The organism is Kocuria sp. UCD-OTCP (genome assembly GCF_000349605.1).
GTDB classification, from domain to species: Bacteria; Actinomycetota; Actinomycetes; order Actinomycetales; family Micrococcaceae; genus Kocuria; species Kocuria rosea.
In genome coordinates this window covers 176,914-195,194 of the sequence record NZ_KB714684.1, presented here as the reverse complement: position 1 = coordinate 195,194, position 18,281 = coordinate 176,914, and the positions used below count along the sequence as shown (strand labels likewise).

The 18,281-nt window shown below is 73.1% G+C and carries 18 protein-coding genes; 11 read left to right on the top strand and 7 right to left on the bottom strand.

What is annotated here, in order from left to right:
* The 3 genes from H488_RS35645 to H488_RS35635 form a co-directional block, all read right to left on the bottom strand.
* Nucleotides 1-1,457: hypothetical protein (locus H488_RS35645; protein ID WP_150110427.1), on the bottom strand; the 1,457-nt coding region annotated here is incomplete at its 3' end.
* 216 nt (nucleotides 1,458-1,673) lie between these two features.
* On the bottom strand, nucleotides 1,674-3,296 hold the full coding sequence (gene murJ / locus H488_RS35640; protein WP_017835061.1) for a murein biosynthesis integral membrane protein MurJ: 1,623 nt from the start codon (nucleotides 3,294-3,296) through the stop codon (nucleotides 1,674-1,676).
* An 82-nt stretch (nucleotides 3,297-3,378) separates the two neighbouring features.
* Nucleotides 3,379-3,879, bottom strand: a complete 501-nt coding sequence (locus H488_RS35635; protein WP_017835060.1) for an NUDIX domain-containing protein — start codon at nucleotides 3,877-3,879, stop codon at nucleotides 3,379-3,381.
* Between the two features lie 124 nt (nucleotides 3,880-4,003).
* Here H488_RS35635 and H488_RS35630 point away from each other — a divergent pair, with 124 nt between their 5' ends.
* The 5 genes from H488_RS35630 (at nucleotide 4,004) to H488_RS35610 (ending at nucleotide 10,153) form a co-directional block, all read left to right on the top strand.
* On the top strand, nucleotides 4,004-5,416 hold the full coding sequence (locus H488_RS35630) for a CCA tRNA nucleotidyltransferase (protein ID WP_043739739.1): 1,413 nt from the start codon (nucleotides 4,004-4,006) through the stop codon (nucleotides 5,414-5,416).
* 145 nt (nucleotides 5,417-5,561) lie between these two features.
* Entirely contained in the window at nucleotides 5,562-6,797 is a 1,236-nt protein-coding gene (locus tag H488_RS35625) for a glycosyltransferase 87 family protein (protein ID WP_017835058.1), read from the top strand.
* A 140-nt stretch (nucleotides 6,798-6,937) separates the two neighbouring features.
* Nucleotides 6,938-7,903, top strand: coding sequence for an ABC transporter ATP-binding protein (locus tag H488_RS35620; protein WP_017835057.1), 966 nt, complete (start codon nucleotides 6,938-6,940; stop codon nucleotides 7,901-7,903).
* Complete coding sequence (locus H488_RS35615; protein WP_017835056.1) at nucleotides 7,900-8,916, top strand: ABC transporter permease subunit; 1,017 nt, start codon at nucleotides 7,900-7,902, stop codon at nucleotides 8,914-8,916. Before H488_RS35620 ends, H488_RS35615 begins: the two co-directional genes overlap by 4 nt.
* Nucleotides 8,917-9,031: 115 nt before the next feature.
* Nucleotides 9,032-10,153, top strand: coding sequence for a hypothetical protein (locus tag H488_RS35610; RefSeq protein ID WP_017835055.1), 1,122 nt, complete (start codon nucleotides 9,032-9,034; stop codon nucleotides 10,151-10,153).
* A gap of 105 nt (nucleotides 10,154-10,258) precedes the next feature.
* On the opposite strand, the gene H488_RS38380 is transcribed toward H488_RS35610, so the two are convergent.
* From H488_RS38380 to H488_RS35595, 3 genes are read right to left on the bottom strand one after another with little or no spacing between them, the layout of a single operon-like run.
* The gene (locus tag H488_RS38380) at nucleotides 10,259-11,320 is read right to left on the bottom strand and encodes an ABC transporter ATP-binding protein (protein WP_017835054.1); all 1,062 of its coding nucleotides are present in this window, start codon (nucleotides 11,318-11,320) and stop codon (nucleotides 10,259-10,261) included.
* Nucleotides 11,313-12,851, bottom strand: a complete 1,539-nt coding sequence (locus H488_RS35600) for an ABC transporter permease (protein WP_017835053.1) — start codon at nucleotides 12,849-12,851, stop codon at nucleotides 11,313-11,315. Before H488_RS35600 ends, H488_RS38380 begins: the two co-directional genes overlap by 8 nt.
* 50 nt (nucleotides 12,852-12,901) lie before the next feature.
* The gene (locus tag H488_RS35595; protein ID WP_017835052.1) at nucleotides 12,902-13,975 is read right to left on the bottom strand and encodes an iron ABC transporter substrate-binding protein; all 1,074 of its coding nucleotides are present in this window, start codon (nucleotides 13,973-13,975) and stop codon (nucleotides 12,902-12,904) included.
* A 250-nt stretch (nucleotides 13,976-14,225) separates the two neighbouring features.
* Between H488_RS35595 and H488_RS36320 the strand changes: the two genes are divergently transcribed.
* The 5 genes from H488_RS36320 (at nucleotide 14,226) to rplI (ending at nucleotide 16,701) form a co-directional block, all read left to right on the top strand.
* Nucleotides 14,226-14,663, top strand: a complete 438-nt coding sequence (locus tag H488_RS36320; protein ID WP_017835051.1) for a TM2 domain-containing protein — start codon at nucleotides 14,226-14,228, stop codon at nucleotides 14,661-14,663.
* A gap of 186 nt (nucleotides 14,664-14,849) precedes the next feature.
* Entirely contained in the window at nucleotides 14,850-15,155 is a 306-nt protein-coding gene (gene rpsF / locus H488_RS35590) for a 30S ribosomal protein S6 (protein WP_017835050.1), read from the top strand.
* A gap of 111 nt (nucleotides 15,156-15,266) precedes the next feature.
* Complete coding sequence (locus tag H488_RS35585) at nucleotides 15,267-15,917, top strand: single-stranded DNA-binding protein (RefSeq protein ID WP_017835049.1); 651 nt, start codon at nucleotides 15,267-15,269, stop codon at nucleotides 15,915-15,917.
* 78 nt (nucleotides 15,918-15,995) lie between these two features.
* A complete protein-coding gene (gene rpsR / locus H488_RS35580) occupies nucleotides 15,996-16,232 on the top strand; it encodes a 30S ribosomal protein S18 (RefSeq protein WP_017835048.1) in 237 nt (78 codons plus the stop codon).
* Between the two features lie 19 nt (nucleotides 16,233-16,251).
* On the top strand, nucleotides 16,252-16,701 hold the full coding sequence (rplI, locus tag H488_RS35575) for a 50S ribosomal protein L9 (RefSeq protein ID WP_017835047.1): 450 nt from the start codon (nucleotides 16,252-16,254) through the stop codon (nucleotides 16,699-16,701).
* 105 nt (nucleotides 16,702-16,806) lie between these two features.
* Here the strand turns inward: rplI and H488_RS35570 are convergent, their stop codons facing one another.
* On the bottom strand, nucleotides 16,807-17,424 hold the full coding sequence (locus H488_RS35570; RefSeq protein WP_017835046.1) for a class I SAM-dependent methyltransferase: 618 nt from the start codon (nucleotides 17,422-17,424) through the stop codon (nucleotides 16,807-16,809).
* A 98-nt stretch (nucleotides 17,425-17,522) separates the two neighbouring features.
* Between H488_RS35570 and H488_RS35565 the strand changes: the two genes are divergently transcribed.
* Complete coding sequence (locus tag H488_RS35565; RefSeq protein ID WP_017835045.1) at nucleotides 17,523-17,831, top strand: hypothetical protein; 309 nt, start codon at nucleotides 17,523-17,525, stop codon at nucleotides 17,829-17,831.
* Nucleotides 17,832-18,281 lie beyond the last annotated feature (450 nt).

The window sequence follows — 18,281 nt, the reverse complement described above, 5'->3', positions numbered from 1 at the left end:
CGGGGCTTCAAAACCGCGTCGAAAAGGATCTCGCCGATCCGCAGGCCGTGGTTGAACCCGGCGATGGGGTTCGTCAGCTGCGGCAGCTGCGTCCAGTTCACGATCACGTACTGCTGGTCCTCGTCCTGGGCGGCCGCGGCGAGCGGAACCGTGATCTCCGGGCCCGTGAAGGAGCCGGAGGCCACCTGGTCGGCGCCGTCCAGGCTCGGGGTGTCGTTGACGTACACGTCGAACATCCCGCCCGAGCCGGCCGACTGGCTGAGCCTGAGCGTCTCCACGGGCGCGGGCTCCTCGAGCTGCACGGCGAGGCCGACGCTCGGCGTCCGGTTGCCGAAGTTCGGGTCGGAGAACCCGTAGCTGATCCAGTAGGTGGACGGGTTGCCGTCGACGATCTGGCCCAGCTGCGCGTCCTGGTCGGCCATGAAGCCCGGGTCGGTCGGCACCACCCGGGTGACGGCGCGGGGCTCCGGCTCGGCGGCCGGGGCCTCCGGCTCGGGGCTGGGCTGCACCTGCTCCGCCCCGGCCTGCTCCTCGGCCGGCGCGCTCACGGCGGGCTCAGGGCTCTCCGACCCGGCGAAGAGTCCGCCCAGCCGGTCGAAGCTGAACACCACGGCACCGATCAGCAGGGCCAGGAGCAGGAGCAGGAGCAGCAGCAGGCCCCGGCCGCCCTTCTGCGGCCGGTCCGCGGTCGCCTCCCGGCGCGGCGGCGCGGCCGCGGCCGCCTCCTCCGGCCCGTGGGGCGTGTCCGGGTGCCCGTCGTCGTAGTCGTCGTAGCTGTCGTAGCGGTTGTCGCCGTCGTAGCCCGGGTCGATGTCCGTCCCGGCCGTGCGGACGGCCGAGGCCGCCGTGCCGCTCGCCGCCGCGCGGTCGAAGAGGGTCGAGCGGGTCGAGGTGGCGCTGACCCGCACCGGCCGGCCGAGACGGGTGCGCACCGAGGGGGCGGGCGCGGCGTCGTCGTACGAGTCGTCGTCCCGCCACCGGGTGACCTTGGGCTGGGGGGCCGCGCCGCCGAGGTCGTCGGAGGCCTCGGTCGCGACCACGGGGGTCGGGCTGGTGGGGTCCGGCTCGTCGTACACGTAGGACCCGGGGCCGCTGCCGCGCGGGGCGCCGAAGATGTCGTCGCTGAGGGACTCGTCCTCGACGTCGTCCGGCTCCACGAGCAGGGAGTCCAGCATGTCCGCGGCCGGGGTGTGCGAGGTCACGAGGTAGGTGTGCGCCTCCGCCTGGCCCAGGTCCAGGATCTGGAAGGGGGCGCCGATGCTGCCGTTGGCCATGGAGCGGGCGTTCTCCACGAGCAGGGACGTGTGCCGCTCCGCGGGCAGCAGGATCGACACGCGGCGGCCGAGGATCTGGTCCTGTCCCTCGAGCACGCGGTCGCCCTCGGCGGTGGCCAGCACGTCGGTGACGACCTTGTAGCGGCCGCCGAGGACGGAACCGAGCTTCATCGGTGCGGGCACGTTGGCTCCCTGGGGGTCGGGAATCCGCGGCGGGGGCCGGAATTCGCGGGCGGGGGTGGCCGGCGGGGCAGAAGGGGTGTTCCTGACCCACGTCACCGACCACTCAGCACTTTACCGGTCCCGGCCTCCCGCGGCCGAGAGCCTCGTCACACGGCCGGTCCGGGCGCTCGCTCCGCTCGCTCCGCCCGGTCCGCCCGGTCGGGGCGGTCGGGGCGGTCAGCGGCCGAGGCGCGCGAGGAGCGGGCGCACGAGGCTGTCGAGCTCCCGGACGCGGCAGAGCTTGAGGGCGCCCAGGTAGGCGATCCCCATGACGGTCCCGCCCGCGGCGACGGTCGCGATCGCCGTCAGCTGGTTGGTCCAGGGGAAGCCGGCGGGGTCGTATCCGCCGAGCAGGAACAGGGCCACGGCACCCACCGCGCCGGCGAGCAGGGACGCCACGAGGATCCGGGCGTGGGAGTCCACGATCCGGGCCACGTCGTAGTCCCCGATCCGGCGGACCAGGACCACGTGGTAGATCAGCGCGCTCAGGACGTTCTGGGCCGCGTAGCACGCGGCGACCGCGAAGACGATGAGGTCCGGCGGGACGAACGACCAGATCAGCAGCGCCGAGACCACGGTGAAGAGGGCGACGCCGACCTGCACGAGGAACGGGGTGCGGGCGTCCTCCTGCGCGTAGAACGCCCGGCCGAGCATGAAGGACACCGACATGAAGGGCGCGCCGATCGCGATCACCGTGATCACCTGGCCGACCACGGCCCCCGCGGAGGGGACGCCGCCGCTGAAGAGCATGCCGAGGGGGCCGGCGAAGACCACCAGGGCGACGGTGGCGAAGACGGTCGCCACCCCGGTGATGCGCAGGCTCGAGGACAGGGACGCGACCATCCCGGCCCGGTCCCCGTCCGTCGAGGCGGCGGCCATCCGGTTGAACAGCACCGTGGCGATGGACAGCCCGATCACCCCGTGCGGGAGGGAGTACAGCATCGAGGCCTGGTTGAGGGCCGCCACGCCCGCGATCTGCTGCGGCGGGTCCATCGCGAGGTACTCCGGGCGGTAGCCGGTGGGGATCGCCGCGACCTTGGTCAGGGTCAGGAACGCCAGGTTGGCGAGGACCCCGGTGGCGAGGGTCCAGCCCGCGAGCCGCGCCGCGGTGGAGAGGCCGATGCCGCGCCAGCCGAACTTCGGGCGCAGTCCCAGCCCGAGCCGGCGCAGCGGCCAGAACAGCACGAGGGCCTGGGCCGCGACGCCCACCGTGGCCATGGCCGCCAGCCAGAAGGTCTTGGCCGGGGACCAGTTCTCGAGGGTGTGTACCGTCTCGGCGTACGCCCCGAACTGCTGGACGAACACGAGCAGCGCTGCGATGGCCACCACGTTGTTGACCACCGGCGCCCACATGTACCAGCCGAAGGCGCCGCGGGCGTTCAGGACCTGCCCCACCACGGTGTAGAGGCCGTAGAAGAAGATCTGCGGGAACGTGAACAGCGCGAACGTCAGCCCGAGCGAGAGCTGCTCCTCGGTCCAGTCGGTGCCCATGGTCCGGATGATGGGTCCCGCCAGCAGCACCACGACCGCCGTGACCCCCAGCAGGGCGAGCACGGCGAGGGTGAGCAGGCGGGCGATGTAGTCGGCCCCGCCGTCGTCGGCGGTCCTGGAGGCCTTGATGATCTGCGGCACCAGGACGGCGTTGAAGATGCCGCCCGCCACGAGGACGTAGATCAGGTTCGGCAGCGTGTTCGCGAGCTCGAAGACGTCGGAGACGGTCGTGATGGAGCCGATCGCCACCGTGATGAGGACCGTCTTGACGAACCCCAGCGCGCGGGAGACGAGCGTGCCCGAGGCCATGATGGCGCTGGAGGCCGCGCCCGAGCGGCGGGCCGGGGCCGCCGGGGTGCCCTTCCCGGCCGGCCCGGAGGGCTCCGCGGTCTCAGAGCTGGTGGATGATGTATTCACGGGCGATGTCGGCGATGCGCCGTTCGTTGGGGAAGGACAGCTTCCGGCCGAGGTCGTCGATGTTCACCCAGGCGACGTCCACGGCCTCGTGGTCGGGGTCGTTGTCCGTGGTGAGGTGACCGCCCGTGGCGCGCAGCAGGAAGTGGTGCACCGTCTTGTGCACGCGGTGCCCGGAGACCGTGAACCAGTAGTCGATGCTGCCCAGCGGGCTCAGCACCTCACCGGCGATGCCGGTCTCCTCCTCGATCTCGCGGATCGCGGCTTCCTCGTTGGACTCCTCGCCCTCGGGGTGGCCCTTGGGCAGGCACCACTCGAGGCGCCCGCCGCGGTTGATCCGGGCGATGATGGCCACCGGGTGGGAGGGCGCGCCGAGGTCGACGACGATCCCGCCGGCGGAGACTTCCTCGACCGTGGGCAGCGCAGCGGCCGGCGCGGTCGGCCGCTTCTTCGGTGCGCTGGGTACGGGGAAAGCCATGTCTCCTACCTTGCCACAATCGCCCGGGCTCCCGCCGGAGCGGGGGAGGGACTCCGGCGGTCGGTTCCGGCGGGGCCGCGGCGGCCGGGTCCGCGCCCCGGGGTCTGGAACAATGGGCGGCACCATGACGCAGCTCCCCGACGCCCACGCGATCCACCCCGCCGCCCTCGACCTGGGGCGGCGGTTCTCCGCCGCCGGCCACGAGCTCTCCCTCGTGGGCGGGCCCGTGCGGGACCTCTTCCTCGGCCGGCCCTCCCTGGACCTGGACTTCACCACCGACGCGACGCCCGAGGAGACGCTCGCCGTGGTCACGGGGTGGGCGGACGCGGTGTGGGAGATCGGCCGCGCCTTCGGGACCATCGGGATGCGCCGCGGCGACGTCCAGCTGGAGGTGACCACCTACCGGGCCGAGGCCTACGACGCGGACTCCCGCAAGCCGCAGGTGGCCTTCGGCGACTCCCTCGAGGACGACCTGTTCCGCCGCGACTTCACCATCAACGCCATGGCGCTGCGGCTGCCCGGCCTGGAGCTCGTGGACCCGCACGGCGGGATCAAGGACCTGCACGCTCGGGCGCTGCGCACCCCGGGCGCCCCGGAGGACTCCTTCTCGGACGATCCCCTGCGCATGATGCGCGCCGCCCGCTTCGCGTCCCAGCTCGACGTCGAGGTGGCGCCCGAGGTGCGCGCGGCCATGACCGGCATGGCGGAGCGCATCGCGATCGTCTCGGCCGAGCGCGTGCGGGAGGAGCTCGTCAAGCTGGTCTGCGGGCGCCGGCCCCGCCGCGGCATCGACCTCCTGGTGAGCACGGGGCTCGCCGAGGTCGTGCTGCCCGAGGTGCCCGCGCTCCAGCTCGAGACGGACGAGCACCACCGGCACAAGGACGTCTACCAGCACTCCCTGACCGTCATGGAGCAGGCCGCGGCCCTGGAGTCCGGTCCGGACGGCCCCGTGCCCGGGCCCGACTTCGCGCTGCGCTTCGCCGCGCTCATGCACGACGTCGGCAAGCCCGCGACCCGGCGCTTCGAGGAGTCCGGTGCCGTGAGCTTCCGCCACCACGAGGTGGTGGGCGCGAAGCTCACGGCCAAGCGGATGCGGGCCCTGCGCTTCGACAACGACACGATCAGGACGGTGGGCCGGCTGGTCGAGCTGCACATGCGCTTCTACGGCTACGGGGACGCCGAGTGGACCGACTCCGCCGTGCGCCGCTACGTCCGGGACGCCGGGGAGTGCCTGGAGCGGCTGCATCGGCTCACGCGGGCGGACGTGACCTCCCGGAACCGGCGGAAGGTGGCACGGCTCGCCGCCGCCTACGACGACCTCGAGGCGCGGATCGAGGAGCTCTCCGCGCGCGAGGAGCTCGACGCCGTGCGGCCGGAGCTGGACGGCGAGCGGATCATGGCGGTGCTCGGCATCCCGCCGGGGCCGGCGGTGGGCCGGGCCTACAAGTTCCTGCTGGACCTGCGCCTGGACGAGGGGGAGCTGGGGCCGGAGGAGGCCGAGCGGCGGCTGCGGGCCTGGGCCGCGGACACCCTGTGAGCCCCCGGTCCGGCGCCGGCGCCGCCGGGAACGCCCTCTGTTGCCCCCGGAGTGCATATATCGGTGAAGGCATATCTTCCGACCTCACCGCGGTCCTTCGGGCCGGGATCGGGGCGGGCGTGCTGCGCGGACGGCGGGAGGGGCCGTGAGCCCCCTGGGCGGGTCCCGGGGCGGCCACCGGGCGCTGCTCGTCGGCCTGAGCCTCTACGCGGTCATGACGGCCTGGCTGCTGCGGCTGCCCTGCCGGGTGCCCGGCTGGGGCGCCGCGGAGAGCCTGCCCGCGCTGTGCGCCACCGAGATCGCGCCCGGCGAGGCGTCCGGGGCGGGCGGGTTCTTCACGGGCGGGCCCGCGGGGGACCAGCCCGCCCTGGTCGGGATGATCACCACGGTGGTCGGCTGGTTCGCGGCCCGCCTCTCCGCGCTGTTCGGGACGGACGTGGACCGGGGCGTGTTCGCCGACCTCTCCGTGCTGCTGCTGGCCCTGGTGTGGATCGGCACGGTGGCCGCGGTCTCCGCGCTCTCCGGCAGGCGCGGCGCGGACGCGTTCGTGCTGGCGCTCGCACCGGTGGCGGTCCTGGTGGGCTTCGGCACGTGGGACCTGTGGGCCGTGCTGCTGATGATGCTGGCGCTGCTCTTCCACGTCCGGGGAAGCCCCGTGCCGGCGGGGATCCTGCTGGGTCTCGCGGCGTCCGTGGCGCTGTTCCCCCTGGTGGTCCTCCTGGCCGTGCTGCTCCTGGCCGTGCGGTACCGGCAGTTCCGGGACTTCGCGGTGGTCCTGGCCGGGACGCTGCTCACCTGGGCGCTGGTCAACGGGCCGTTCCTGCTCTCCGCCCCGGACCGGTGGCTCCGGCAGCTCCGCCTGCCCTGGGACGGGCCCGTGGAGGGCTCCTCCTCCTGGGGCGTCTGGGCCCGGGTGGAGCAGGCGCGCACGGGTGCGGCCCCGGACCCGGCGGGGGCGGGGCAGTGGGTGCTCCTGGCCCTCGTGCTGGGTCTCGTGGCGGTGCTCGTGCTGACCCTGCTCACCCGGCAGGAGCCCAGCGTCGTCCAGATCGCGTTCCTCCTGCTGGCCGTGCTCGTGCTCTCCGGCCCCGCCTACTCCCTCGTCCACGTGCTCTGGCTGGCGCCCCTCGTGGTGCTCAGCCGGCGCAACTGGCTCGAGTTCGCCGCCTGGCAGCTCGTCGAGGTCCTGTGGTGGACCACCCTGGTCCTGCCCGAGCCGACCTGGCCGGTGCTGCCCGGGCTCGGCCTGATCGGCTGGGACGCGCAGGACCTGCTCGCGGCAGTGCGCGTGCTGCTCCTCGTCCTCCTGGTGGTCGCGGTCGCGGTCGACGTCCTGCGGGGTGGTCAGGCGCGGCGGATCGGGCTCTCCGAGGCCGGTTGAGCGTCCCGGCTCCGCCGGGAGGGGGAGACCGGCGGCCGCCACGCCCGCACGGGTTCATCCTGACGGCGGTGCCGTCCCGCGCCGGCTCTCCCGTAGGTTGGTGGCGGAGAAGAACAGACGAGTGCTCGGGAGGAGCGCCGGTGATCGAGATCGAGAACCTGACGAAGACCTACGGCGGCAAGACGGCGGTGGACGACGTCAGCTTCACCGTCCGCCCCGGCAAGGTGACCGGGTTCCTGGGGCCCAACGGGGCCGGCAAGTCGACCACGATGCGCCTCGTCGTCGGGCTGGAGTCCGCGACCCGGGGCCACACCCGCGTCAACGGCAGGCCGTACGCCCAGCACCGGGCGCCGCTCGCGGAGGTCGGGGTGCTGCTGGACGCGAAGGCGGTCCACCCCCGGCGCACCGCGCGCGCGCACCTCTCGGCGCTCGCCGCGACCCACGGCATCGCGAAGTCCCGCGTCCAGGAGGTCGTGGACCTCACGGGGCTCGGGGCCGCGGCCGACAAGCGGGTGGGAGGCTTCTCCCTCGGCATGGGCCAGCGCCTCGGGATCGCCGCGGCGCTGATCGGCGACCCGCACACCGTGATCCTCGACGAGCCCGTCAACGGACTGGACCCCGAGGGCGTGGTGTGGGTGCGCCACCTCGCCAAGTTCCTCGCCTCGGAGGGCCGCACGGTCTTCCTGTCCTCCCACCTCATGTCCGAGATGGCGCAGACCGCCGACCACCTCGTGGTGATCGGCCGGGGCCGGATCCTCGCGGACGCGCCGATCCAGCAGATCCTCGCCGGGGGCCGCACGCGCACCCGGCTGCGCGCCACCGACCGGGAGGCGATGCGCCGCGCCCTGCAGGGCACGGACGCCGGCATCACGGAGTTCGACGACGACGGGCTCCTGGTTACGGGGCCGGAGCCGCGGCGCATCGCCGAGGCCGCCCTCTCCCACGGGGTGCTGGTCCACGAGCTCACCCCCCTCACGGAAACCCTCGAGGACGTGTACATGGCCATGACCCAGAACGAGGTCGAGTACCGCTCCGGCGGCGCTCCCGCACCGACCGACCCGGCGCCCTGGGCGGGCGCCGACGCACGAACCGGAGACCGAGCATGAGCACCAGCACCTCGACCGCCCCCCACCCGCAGACCGGTACCCCGGAGCGCACCGGGCCGTCCGACCCCGCGTCCCGGGTGCGGCTGGGCTTCGGCCGGGTCCTGCACTCCGAGTGGATCAAGTTCCGCTCCCTGCGCTCGCACTGGATCCTGCTCGGCGTCGCCCTGCTCCTCTCCCTCGGCTTCGCAGCGCTGGGCGCCTGGAGCACCACGTCGCTGCAGAGCTTCAACGAGCAGGCCGCGCAGGAGCAGGTCGACGAGTCGCTGGACGGACGGTCCCCGGAGGAGCTCGGGCTCACCGAGGAGGAGGTCCAGCAGCAGCAGGACGCGTTCGCCGCCGAGTCGGACCAGCAGATCGCCGCGCAGTCCGACATTGCCCTGCCGGACGGGATGGGCTTCAGCGAGTACCTGGCCATGACCAGCGCCAACAGCGGTCTGCAGCTCGTCATGCTGCTCCTGGGAGCGCTGGCCGTGCTGTTCATCGGCTCCGAGTACGCCACCGGCGCCATCCGCACCACCATGACGGCGGTGCCGCGGCGCACCCCGGTGATGCTCGCCAAGACCGTGGTGCTCTCCGTGGTCGCGTTCCTCTTCGGGGTGCTCAGCGGGCTCCTGTGCCACCTCGTCGTCCAGCCGGTCCTGGCGGGCGGGGACCTCGGCTACGACGTGTGGCAGGAGCCCGTCCTGCTCAACGTTCTGGCGGTGGGCGTCTTCTACATGGTCACCGCGTGGCTGGGCTTCGGGCTCGGGGCCCTGCTGAAGTCCACGACGTGGGGGATCGTGGTGCTCGTGGTGCTGGTAATGGTCCTGGAGATCGTGCTGTTCGCGCTGTCCTTCGAGTGGCTCGAGGACGTCAAGCCGTACTCCCCGGGGGCGGCCGGCACCCAGCTGACCACGATGTACCAGTCCGCCGACCCGGTGCTCACCCACGTGGAGTCCGGCCTCGTCTACGGCGCCTGGGGCCTGGTGCTCGTCGCGGCCGGGATCCTGGCCACCCGGAGGCGCGCGCTCTAGCGGTTCTTCCGTCCCGGCGGCGACGCCGGCCCTACGATGTGAGCTGGTGGGCCGGGACGCGGCCCGCACCGTCCGGGCCGAGTGCCGGATGGACCCCTGGGGAACGGGAGCTGCGGTGTCGGTGTCACGGGAGCGGGAGGCCGGCGAGGCCCTCTCCGCGGTCGACGCCCGGGGCCTGCGGCGGACCCTGCTGCACTGGCTGACGGTCGTGGTGGTCCTCGTGACCGTGTTCAGCTCCGTGGTCAACTGGGTCTTCGTGGACCGGGAGCCGCAGGACCCGGTGGCCACGTGGCTCGGCGGGCTCGAGAACGGGCGCTCGCGGCAGCTGCTGTCCCGCACCGAGGCCGTCGTGGCGGACCCCACCCTGAACATCTTCTCGAACCGCGTGTACCGCAACGCCGCGGGGCGGATCGGCGGCTACGAGATCCTGGGCGTGGACCGCCGCGGGAGCCGCGCCGAGATCCGGGCGCGCGTGTGGTGGGACGGACCCGACGGCGCCCGGGACCGGGAGGAGGTCCACGTCTACGGGGTGCACCAGGTGCGGCGCAGCGGTCCCTTCAACGACCAGTGGCAGCTCGACTCCCCGGACGCGGCCCCCTTCTCGATCCACCTGCCCGCCCCCCTCGACGAGCTCTCCGTCAACGGGGAGACCGTCCGCCCGGACCCGGACGACCGGGTGCCCGACCCCGAGGGCCCCGGCGGCACCTGGCGCTTCGAGGCCCTGCCCGGGAACTACGCGATCGGGCTGCCCGGGAACTCCTACTACACGGCGGACCCGCCCCTGGAGCCGCACACCGTGGCGTTCCGGGATCCGGCACCGGCCTCGGTGGCGCTGCGGATCGAGCCCTCCCCGAGGATGTGGCAGGAGGTCGACGACCGGATCGAGGAGTGGCTGGAGAGCTGCACCGCCTCGGACGAGCTGTCCCCCGAGGACTGCCCCTCGTCCCGGCGCTGGGCGGCCCCGCAGGAGCCGCTCGAGCCGTCCGCGGCGGCGACCGGGGCGCCGGACCCGGAGATCACCGGCGTCCGGTGGCGGCTGGTCTCCCGGCCCGCCCTGGTCCTGGTCCCGGACCCGGCGGACCCGCTGCGCTGGACGGCGGACGCTCACCGGCCCGCGGAGGCGCGGCTGAGCTACGAGGAGGACGGGGAGACCGTCACGGAGCGGATCGAGTTCCCGGTCCGCGCCGCCGTGCGCTCCACGGGCCAGAGCGCCGACATCGAGGTGGGCCTGGACTAGACCGGTGCTCCCGTGGCTGTGGTGGCCCTGGCGGCTCGGCGCCCCGGGGTACTGCCCCTCGGGGGTGTCCCGGCGTCTCTGAGCGTCTGCGTCCGGGGGACCGGCTCAGCTCGCCGGGACGGCCGTGACCTCGCCGTCGACCAGGGCGAACACCCGGTCACCGGGACGGTAGTCCACGAGCGGGCCGTCGACCATCCGGGACATGGCCTCGGTCCCGTCCGAGAGCCGGAAGGCCACGAGCGTGTCGTGGCCGTGGTAGTCCACGCGGGTCACCACGGCCGGCTCGCCGCGCCCGGCCTGCGGGGTCCGCTTGTGCGCCAGGAGCACCTGCTCGGGCCGGACCACCGCGGCCATCGGCCCGGTCCAGGGGCGGTCGTCCTGGCGCAGGACCAGCGGCCCGAGGGGGGAGTCGCGCCGGGTGCCGGCCGTGGCGCCGTCCAGCGGCACGAGGACGGCCTCGCCCACGAAGCCCGCCACCCACGCGTCCGCCGGCTGCCGGTAGATCTCCGCCGGGGTGCCGACCTGGCGGATCCGGCCGCCGTTCATCACGGCCACCCGGTCCGCCATGGACAGGGCCTCCCCCTGGTCGTGGGTCACGAGGATCGCCGTGGCGCCGTCCTCCCGCAGCGCCCGGCGGACGTCCCGGCGCAGCTCCGAGCGCAGGGAGGCGTCGAGGGCGCTGAAGGGCTCGTCGAGCAGCACGAGGGGCGGCCGAGGGGCCAGCGCCCGAGCCACGGCCACGCGCTGGCGCTGTCCGCCCGAGAGCTCGTGGGGCATCCGGGCACCGTACCCGCCGAGGCCCACCAGCTGGAGGCACTGCTCCACCCGGGCGGCCCGGTCCTTGCGGCCGCGGCGCAGCCCGTAGGCCACGTTGCCGGCCACGTCCAGGTGCGGGAACAGCGCCCCCTCCTGCGGGACCACCGCGACGTGCCGCCGGTGCGGGGGCACGTGGACGCCCGGCAGCGCCACGAGGCGGCCGCCCAGCGCGATCCGCCCCTCGTCGATCTGCTCGAAGCCCGCCACGCAGCGCAACAGCGTGGTCTTGCCGCAGCCCGAGGGGCCCAGCACGGCCACGAACTCGCCCGAGCGCATGCTCAGGTCCACGCCCTGCAGCGCCCGGACGGGGCCGAAGGACTTCCCGACCCGGTTGATCGCGACGTCAGTCATGGATGATCAGCTCCTCGTCCAGGATGCGGGCCGGTGTCCGGGTCCGGGTGGTCGTGACCACGCCGCTGCGGCGGACGAGGGCCCACGTGGGGATCGTCGCGAGCAGCACCAGGAGGAAGGCATAGGGGGCGGCCTCGGCGTAGCGCTGGTAGCTGGTGGCCTGCCACAGCTCGGTGGCCAGCGTGTCCAGCCCCGTGGGCCGCAGCATGAGCGTGGCGGGCAGCTCCTTCATGCAGGTGAGGAACACCAGGGCCGCGCCGGCGCCGATGCCGGGCAGGGTCAGCGGCAGGGTCACCGAGCGGAAGACCTGGGCGGGGGAGCGGCCCAGCGACGTGCCCACCTCCTCGAGCGCCGGCGGTGCCTGCGCCGCGGCGCCGGTCACCGCCGCCACGCCCAGCGGCAGGAACAGGGTGGCGTAGGCGAACGCCAGCAGCCACGTGGTCTGGTAGAGCGGCATCAGGACGGTCACGCCGAGGAAGACCAGGGACAGTCCCACCACCACCCCGGGGAGGCTGTGCGCGAGGTAGGCGGCCCGTTCGGTCAGGGCGCTGAGCCGGCCGGGGTGCCGGGCGGCGAGGATGCCGATGGGCAGGGCCAGGACCATGGTCAGCAGGGCGCCGGCCAGGGACACCGTGAGGGAGCCCGCCGCGGCCGTGAGGACCTGCCCCCAGGAGTCGGCGCGGGACGTGCCCGCGGTCATCCACCGCAGCATCGAGACGGCGGGCACCCCCAGCGCCAGCAGGGCCGTGGCGGTCAGCACCGCCGCGGCCGCCCACCGGCTGCGGCCCAGGTCCAGGGTGCTCGTGGCCCGGCCCGCGCCGGCGGACTCGTAGCGGGCGTCCCGCCGCCGGGTGCGGCCCTCGAGGGTCAGCACGAGCACCGTCAGCAGGACGAGGATCGTGGACAGGCTCAGGGCGGTGGCCCGGTCGAAGCCGGCGCTGAAGGCCGTGAAGATGGCCCGGGTGAAGGTGTCCACGCGCAGGATCGAGACGGCGCCGAAGTCCGAGAGGATGTAGAGGATCGCCAGCAGCCCGCCGCCGGCGATGGCCGGGCGGACCTGGGGGAGGGTCACGGTGGTGAGCGTGCGCCACGGCCCCCGGCCCAGGGAGCGGGCCACCTCCTCCTGGGCCACGTCCGCGCCCGCGAACGCGGCGGCCACGGGCAGGTAGACGTACGGGTAGGTGTAGAGCGTCAGCACCACCACCGCCGCGCCGAAGCCCTCGAAGCGGGCCGCGGAGGACCACAGGTCCGCGACCGACACCCAGGTGTAGGCGGCGACGTAGCTGGGCACGGCCAGGGGCAGGGCGGCCAGCACCGCGAAGCCACGGCGGAACGGCACGTTCGTCCGGGTCACCAGGTAGGCGCTGCCCACCCCCAGCACGAGGGAGCCCGCCGTGACGACGAGGGCCAGGGCCAGGCTCGTCGCCGCCAGCCGGGCCGTGCGCTCCGTGGTGACCAGCTCCCACCAGGCGCCCACGCCGCCCTGCCCGGTCCGCACCAGGATGTAGAACAGGGGCACGAGCGCGACCACCGCGGCCAGGACGGCCGCGGTGGTCAGGACGGAACGGGGGCGCCGTGCGCTCAGCTGAGACCAGCCTCCGAGATCATCGTCACGGTGGTCTGCAGGTCCTCGAGATCGTTGAGGTCGACCTCGGGCACCTCGAGGGTGTCGAGGGCCGGCAGGCCCTCGGGCGGGTCGACCGACTCGACCATCGGGTACTCGTGGGTCTCGTCCCGGAAGTACTCCTGGCCCTGCTGGCTCAGCAGGTGGTCGACGAAGGCCTGGCCGTCAGCGTCCTCCTGCTCGTTGACGAGGCCCACGCCGGAGACGTTGACCAGCGCGCCGGTGTCGCCGTCGGGGAAGAAGTGCAGGGAGGCGGCGAGGTCCTCGGCGGGCGTGCCCTCCTCCTGGGCCAGCTCGTAGAGGTAGTAGTGGTTGACGAGACCGGTGTCGATGACGCCCTCGTTGACGTCGGAGACGATCATCCCGTTCTTCTCGCGGATCTGCGGGTCGTTCGCGGCGAGGTCGTCGAGCCACTGGCGGGTCCGCTCGTCACCGTGCTCCACGCGCATGGCCGTGACGAACGCCTGGAAGGACGCGTTGGTCGGGGCGATGCCCACACGGCCCTCCCACTCGGGCTCCGTGAGGTCGAAGACGGAGGCGGGCAGCTCCGCCTCGGGGACCGCCTCCTCGTTGTAGACGAGCACGCGGGAGCGACCGGTGACGCCCACCCAGGTGCCGTCCTCCGCGCGGTAGGTCTCGGGGACCTGCTCCGTGGTCTCCGCGGGCAGCTCCGTGAGCAGACCCTCCCCGGAGACGGCGGCCAGGGCGCCGGCGTCCTGGGCGAGGAACACGTCCGCCGGGGAGTTCTCGCCCTCCTCGAGCAGCTGCGCCGCCATCTCGGCCGTGCCGCCGTAGCGGACCTCCACCTCGATGCCCGTCTCCTCGCTGAACCGGTCGATCAGCGGCTGCACGAGCGCCTCGTCGCGCCCGCTGTAGACCGTGAGGCTGTTGTCGCCGCCGCCGGTGCCCGCGGTCTCCTCGGCGCCGGTGGTGCCGCCGGTCTCCCCGGAGCCGCACGCGGCGAGTCCGAGCGCCAGGGCAGAAGTGGTCAGCAGGCCCGCGGTGCGGGCGAGGGGTCGGGCAGTGCGCAAGGTCGGCTCCTGGAGTGGCGCGGAAGTCGTGGGTCCCGGTGGTCCCTGTGACTTAGGACATCCTCAGTCCAGCACGGATGCGCCCCTGGGTGCAATTCGGGCACAGAAGTATGATTTATCGGGTCACAGCTCCGGAATACCGGCCGCCGGCGAACGGTTGAACGGGTCAGGACGTCCGCCGAGGACGCTCCGCAGCAGTTCCTGTCCGCCCTTCCCGCAGCCCGATCCCGGGCGCCCCGAAAGGATCCGCGTGGCTCCCGAGCCCGAGTACTACCGCCCCGTCCCGCTGAACAACGACCCCGGCCGCGCCGGGTACTCCCGGGCGCCCCACGGGCAGCCGTTCGGCGGGCAGCCGTTCGGCGGGCAGCCCTTCGGCGGGGGCGGGCGCGGCGCCCCGTACCCCGGGCCGCCCGTGGTCAACGTGGTGGGCGGGAAGTCCGTGGTCCTCGCCTACGTCCTGTGGCTCTTCCTGGGCTGGCTGGGCATCCACAAGTTCTATCTGCGCCAGCCGATCTGGGGCCTGATCTACCTGTTCCTCGGCGGCCTGGGCTGGACCCTCGCGGGGGTCGGCGTCGGAATCCTGTTCCTGATCCCGTGGATGCTGCTGATGTTCGTGGACGTCTTCACCATGCCGTTCCGCACGGCCCTCGTGAACGCCTCGATCGCCCGCAGCGCCTACCGGTACTGAGCCCCCGTTCCCTGACCACCGCGGTGACCGCGCCCGCCCCGTTGGGCGCGGAGCCGCGGGTGTAGTAGTGTTGTGAGGTCTGTGTGCCCGCCGCCCGACGTGCGGTGCCGGCGCGCGGACGACGCTACAGAACCTCCTGCTGCGGAAGGACCGCAGCCGCTCAGCCCGAAGGAGGTGGGTTCGAACATGCGTGAGTACGAACTGATGGTGATCATCAACCCCGAGGTCGAGGATCGTGCCGTGGAGCCGACTCTCAAGAAGTTCCTCGAGGTCGTCACCAAGGACAACGGGACCGTCGACACCGTCGACATCTGGGGCCGTCGTCGCCTCGCCTACGAGATCCAGAAGAAGACCGAGGGCATCTACGCGGTCGTCCGCTTCACCGCGACCCCGCAGACCACCCAGGAGCTCGACCGCGTCCTGAACCTCAACGAGGCCATCATGCGCACCAAGATCATCCGCCCGGAAGAGCAGAAGATCTCCGCCGAGTAAGGACTTCACAACTGATCACCGAGGGCGCCCCGACCGGGCGCCCGGTGAGATGCTTGAGAGATCCCAGCACGTCCCGCACGACCGCGAACATCCTCGACCCGGGAGGTCCACATGGCTGGTGACACCGTCATCACCGTAATCGGCAACCTGACCGCTGACCCCGAGCTGCGCTTCACCCCGTCGGGTGCGGCGGTGGCCAACTTCACCGTTGCGTCCACGCCCCGCACCTTCGACCGCCAGTCCAACGAGTGGAAGGACGGGGAGACCCTGTTCCTCCGCTGCTCCGTGTGGCGCGAGGCGGCCGAGAACGTGGCGGAGTCGCTGCAGAAGGGCATGCGCGTCATCGTCCAGGGTCGGCTCAAGTCGCGGTCCTACGACACCAAGGAAGGCGAGCGGCGCACCGTCACCGAGCTCGACGTCGACGAGGTCGGTCCTTCCCTGCGCTACGCCTCCGCGAAGGTCAACCGCAACGCCCGCTCCGGCGGGCAGGGCGGCGGCTTCGGCGGCCAGCAGGGCGGCGGTCAGCAGGGCGGCGGCTTCGGCGCCGGCGCCCCGGCCGGCGGCGGATTCGGGGGCGACTCCGGGTTCGGCGGCGGTGGCGGCGGCCAGCAGGGCGGCGGCTCCGGCTTCGGCCAGGGCGGCCGCTCCGGCGGCGGACGCCAGCCCGCTCCGCAGGCCGCACCCCAGAGCGACCCCTGGAGCCAGTCCTCCGGCGGGAACTACGACTGGGGCAGCGGCCAGGACGACGAACCGCCGTTCTAGACCTTCCGCACTTTTCCCATCCACCCCATCCCGCGGTGACAAGCCGCGGGCTCCACTCGAAGAACAAGGAGCACCACGATGGCCAAGGCTGAACTCCGTAAGCCCAAACCAAAGCAGAACCCGCTCAAGGCTGCCAAAGTCACTGAGATCGACTACAAGGACGTTGCGCTGCTGCGCAAGTTCATCTCCGATCGCGGCAAGATCCGCGCCCGCCGCGTCACCGGTGTGACCGTGCAGGAGCAGCGCAAGATCGCCCTGGCGATCAAGAACGCCCGCGAGGTCGCGCTGCTGCCCTACTCCGGCGCCGGCCGCTGATCAGAGAGGACAGACACTCATGGCAAAGATCATCCTGACGACCGAGGTCACGGGTCTCGGCGCTGCCGGTGACGTGGTCGAGGTCAAGAACGGGTACGCCCGCAACTACCTCTTCCCGCGCGGCTTCGCGACCCCGTGGTCGCGCGGCGGCGAGAAGCAGATCGAGAGCATCAAGGCCGCCCGCGCCGCGCGCGAGGTCGCCTCGCTCGAGGACGCCCAGGTCCTGGCGCAGAAGCTGACCTCGGCCACCGTGACCATCCCGGTCAAGGCCGGCTCCGAGGGTCGCCTCTTTGGCACCGTCAAGGCCGAGGACGTGGCCAAGGCCGTCGAGGCCGCCGGCCTCGGCTCCGTGGACAAGCGCAAGGTCGAGCTCAACCAGCACATCAAGACCACCGGTGTGTACCAGGCCTCCGTGCGTCTGCACGAGGACGTCAACGCGAACGTCGAGTTCGAGGTCGTCCCCGCCTGATCGGTTCCTCCGGTCCGTGCAAGCACGGAAAGGGCCCCCGCGGTGCGCCGCGGGGGCCCTTTCCGCATGTCCGGCGTCTCCAGCGGAATCGGCCGGCGGGATCGCTCAGCGGGGCCGGAGGGCCTCGACGACGACGTCGAGCGCGGTGTCGGTGGTGCGCACCTGCTCGGCGCGCAGCAGGTCCAGTCCCTTGCCCTCGAGCACGGCGACGGTCTCCTGGAGGGTCGGCCGGGGCACGGTCGGGGGCGGGCCCTCGACGCTGCCGGGGGCGTGGGTGATCCACAGCAGCCGGCCGCCGGGGACGAGCCACTCGGCGGCGCGGCGCAGCAGCGCCAGGTCGTGCTGGAAGTACGCGGCGACGATCAGATCGAACTGCGGGGGCACGGCGTCGGGCCCGGAGCGCTGCTCCTGCTCGGGCGTCCAGGTCCGCAGGTCGGCGACCAGGGCGCGGCCCGGCAGGCCGCGCTCCGCCAGCGCCCCGGTGATCGTCCGCACGGCACTGGGGGAGAAGTCCACGGCGGTGGGGTCGTAGCCGGCCGCGGCCAGGGCCAGGGTGTGGCGGCCGGTGCCCGCGCCCAGGTCGAGGGCGGTCGGCGGGCCGCCCGTGCGCTCCCGGGCCGGCCGGTCCAGGAGGGCGGCCACCTCGGGGTGCGGCTGGGCGCCGTCGGGGGAGGACCCCCCGGAGGCGTACCGGTCCTCCCACATGCGCTGGTTGTCGTCCACGGGGATCTCCTGGAGGGGTCGGGTGCGTCGGTCGGGCGTTCGGGCACCCGCGGGCCGGTGCGGCGGTGCCGTCGGGTTCCCCGGGAGACAATGGGTGCATGCCGTCCCTGATCTCCCGTGTCTCGCCGTCCGCCCTGTACTGGTTCGGCGTGGGATGCCTGCTCTTCACCGTACTGGCTTTTGTCGTGGCGTTCCTGGGCGGGAACTCCGCAGGGCCCGAGACCTCCATGGCGTTCTTCGTGATCGGCTTCGTCGCGGCGGCGGTGGGGGCCACTGTGACGGCGGTGGTGGCTCTCGCGGGGGCCATCGGGTTCGCGTCCGACCGGGTCCGGTTCCTGGTGCTGCTGGGGCTGTCGGTGCTCTGCCACCCGCTGCTGTGGCTGGCGCTGCTCGCCTCGGTGTCCTGAGGGCGGGCGGAGGCCTTCTCCGGCTCCAGGAACAGGGCGTGCCGGGCCGTTGCGCCCACGTGGTGCTCGGGGCGGTCCGGGGTGCGCGGTGCTCGTGACGGACCGGCCTCCGACGTGGGCCGGAACACGAGTCGGAGAACACGGTGCTGTGGACGGCACCGGTGCTGTCCGGGTCCGCCCTGCACAGGGTGTGCATCACCGTCGCTCCTGGTCAGAGCGGGATTTGTGGAACCCTGTGCATAACTTTCCACAGGGTTCTCCCCAACCTGTGCACAGCCGTCCACGGCGTTTTCCACCGGTTGTCCACAGGGTGGAAAACCCCGTCGGCTGATAGGGTCTTCCATCCTTCCCGAGCTGGTCCGGCCACGGGTCCGGCACCCGGTCGGGGAGTCGCCCTCCGCGGCCGGCGGGCTAGGCTCGGGGCACCCGGCCGGTCCAGTGCAGTGGCCG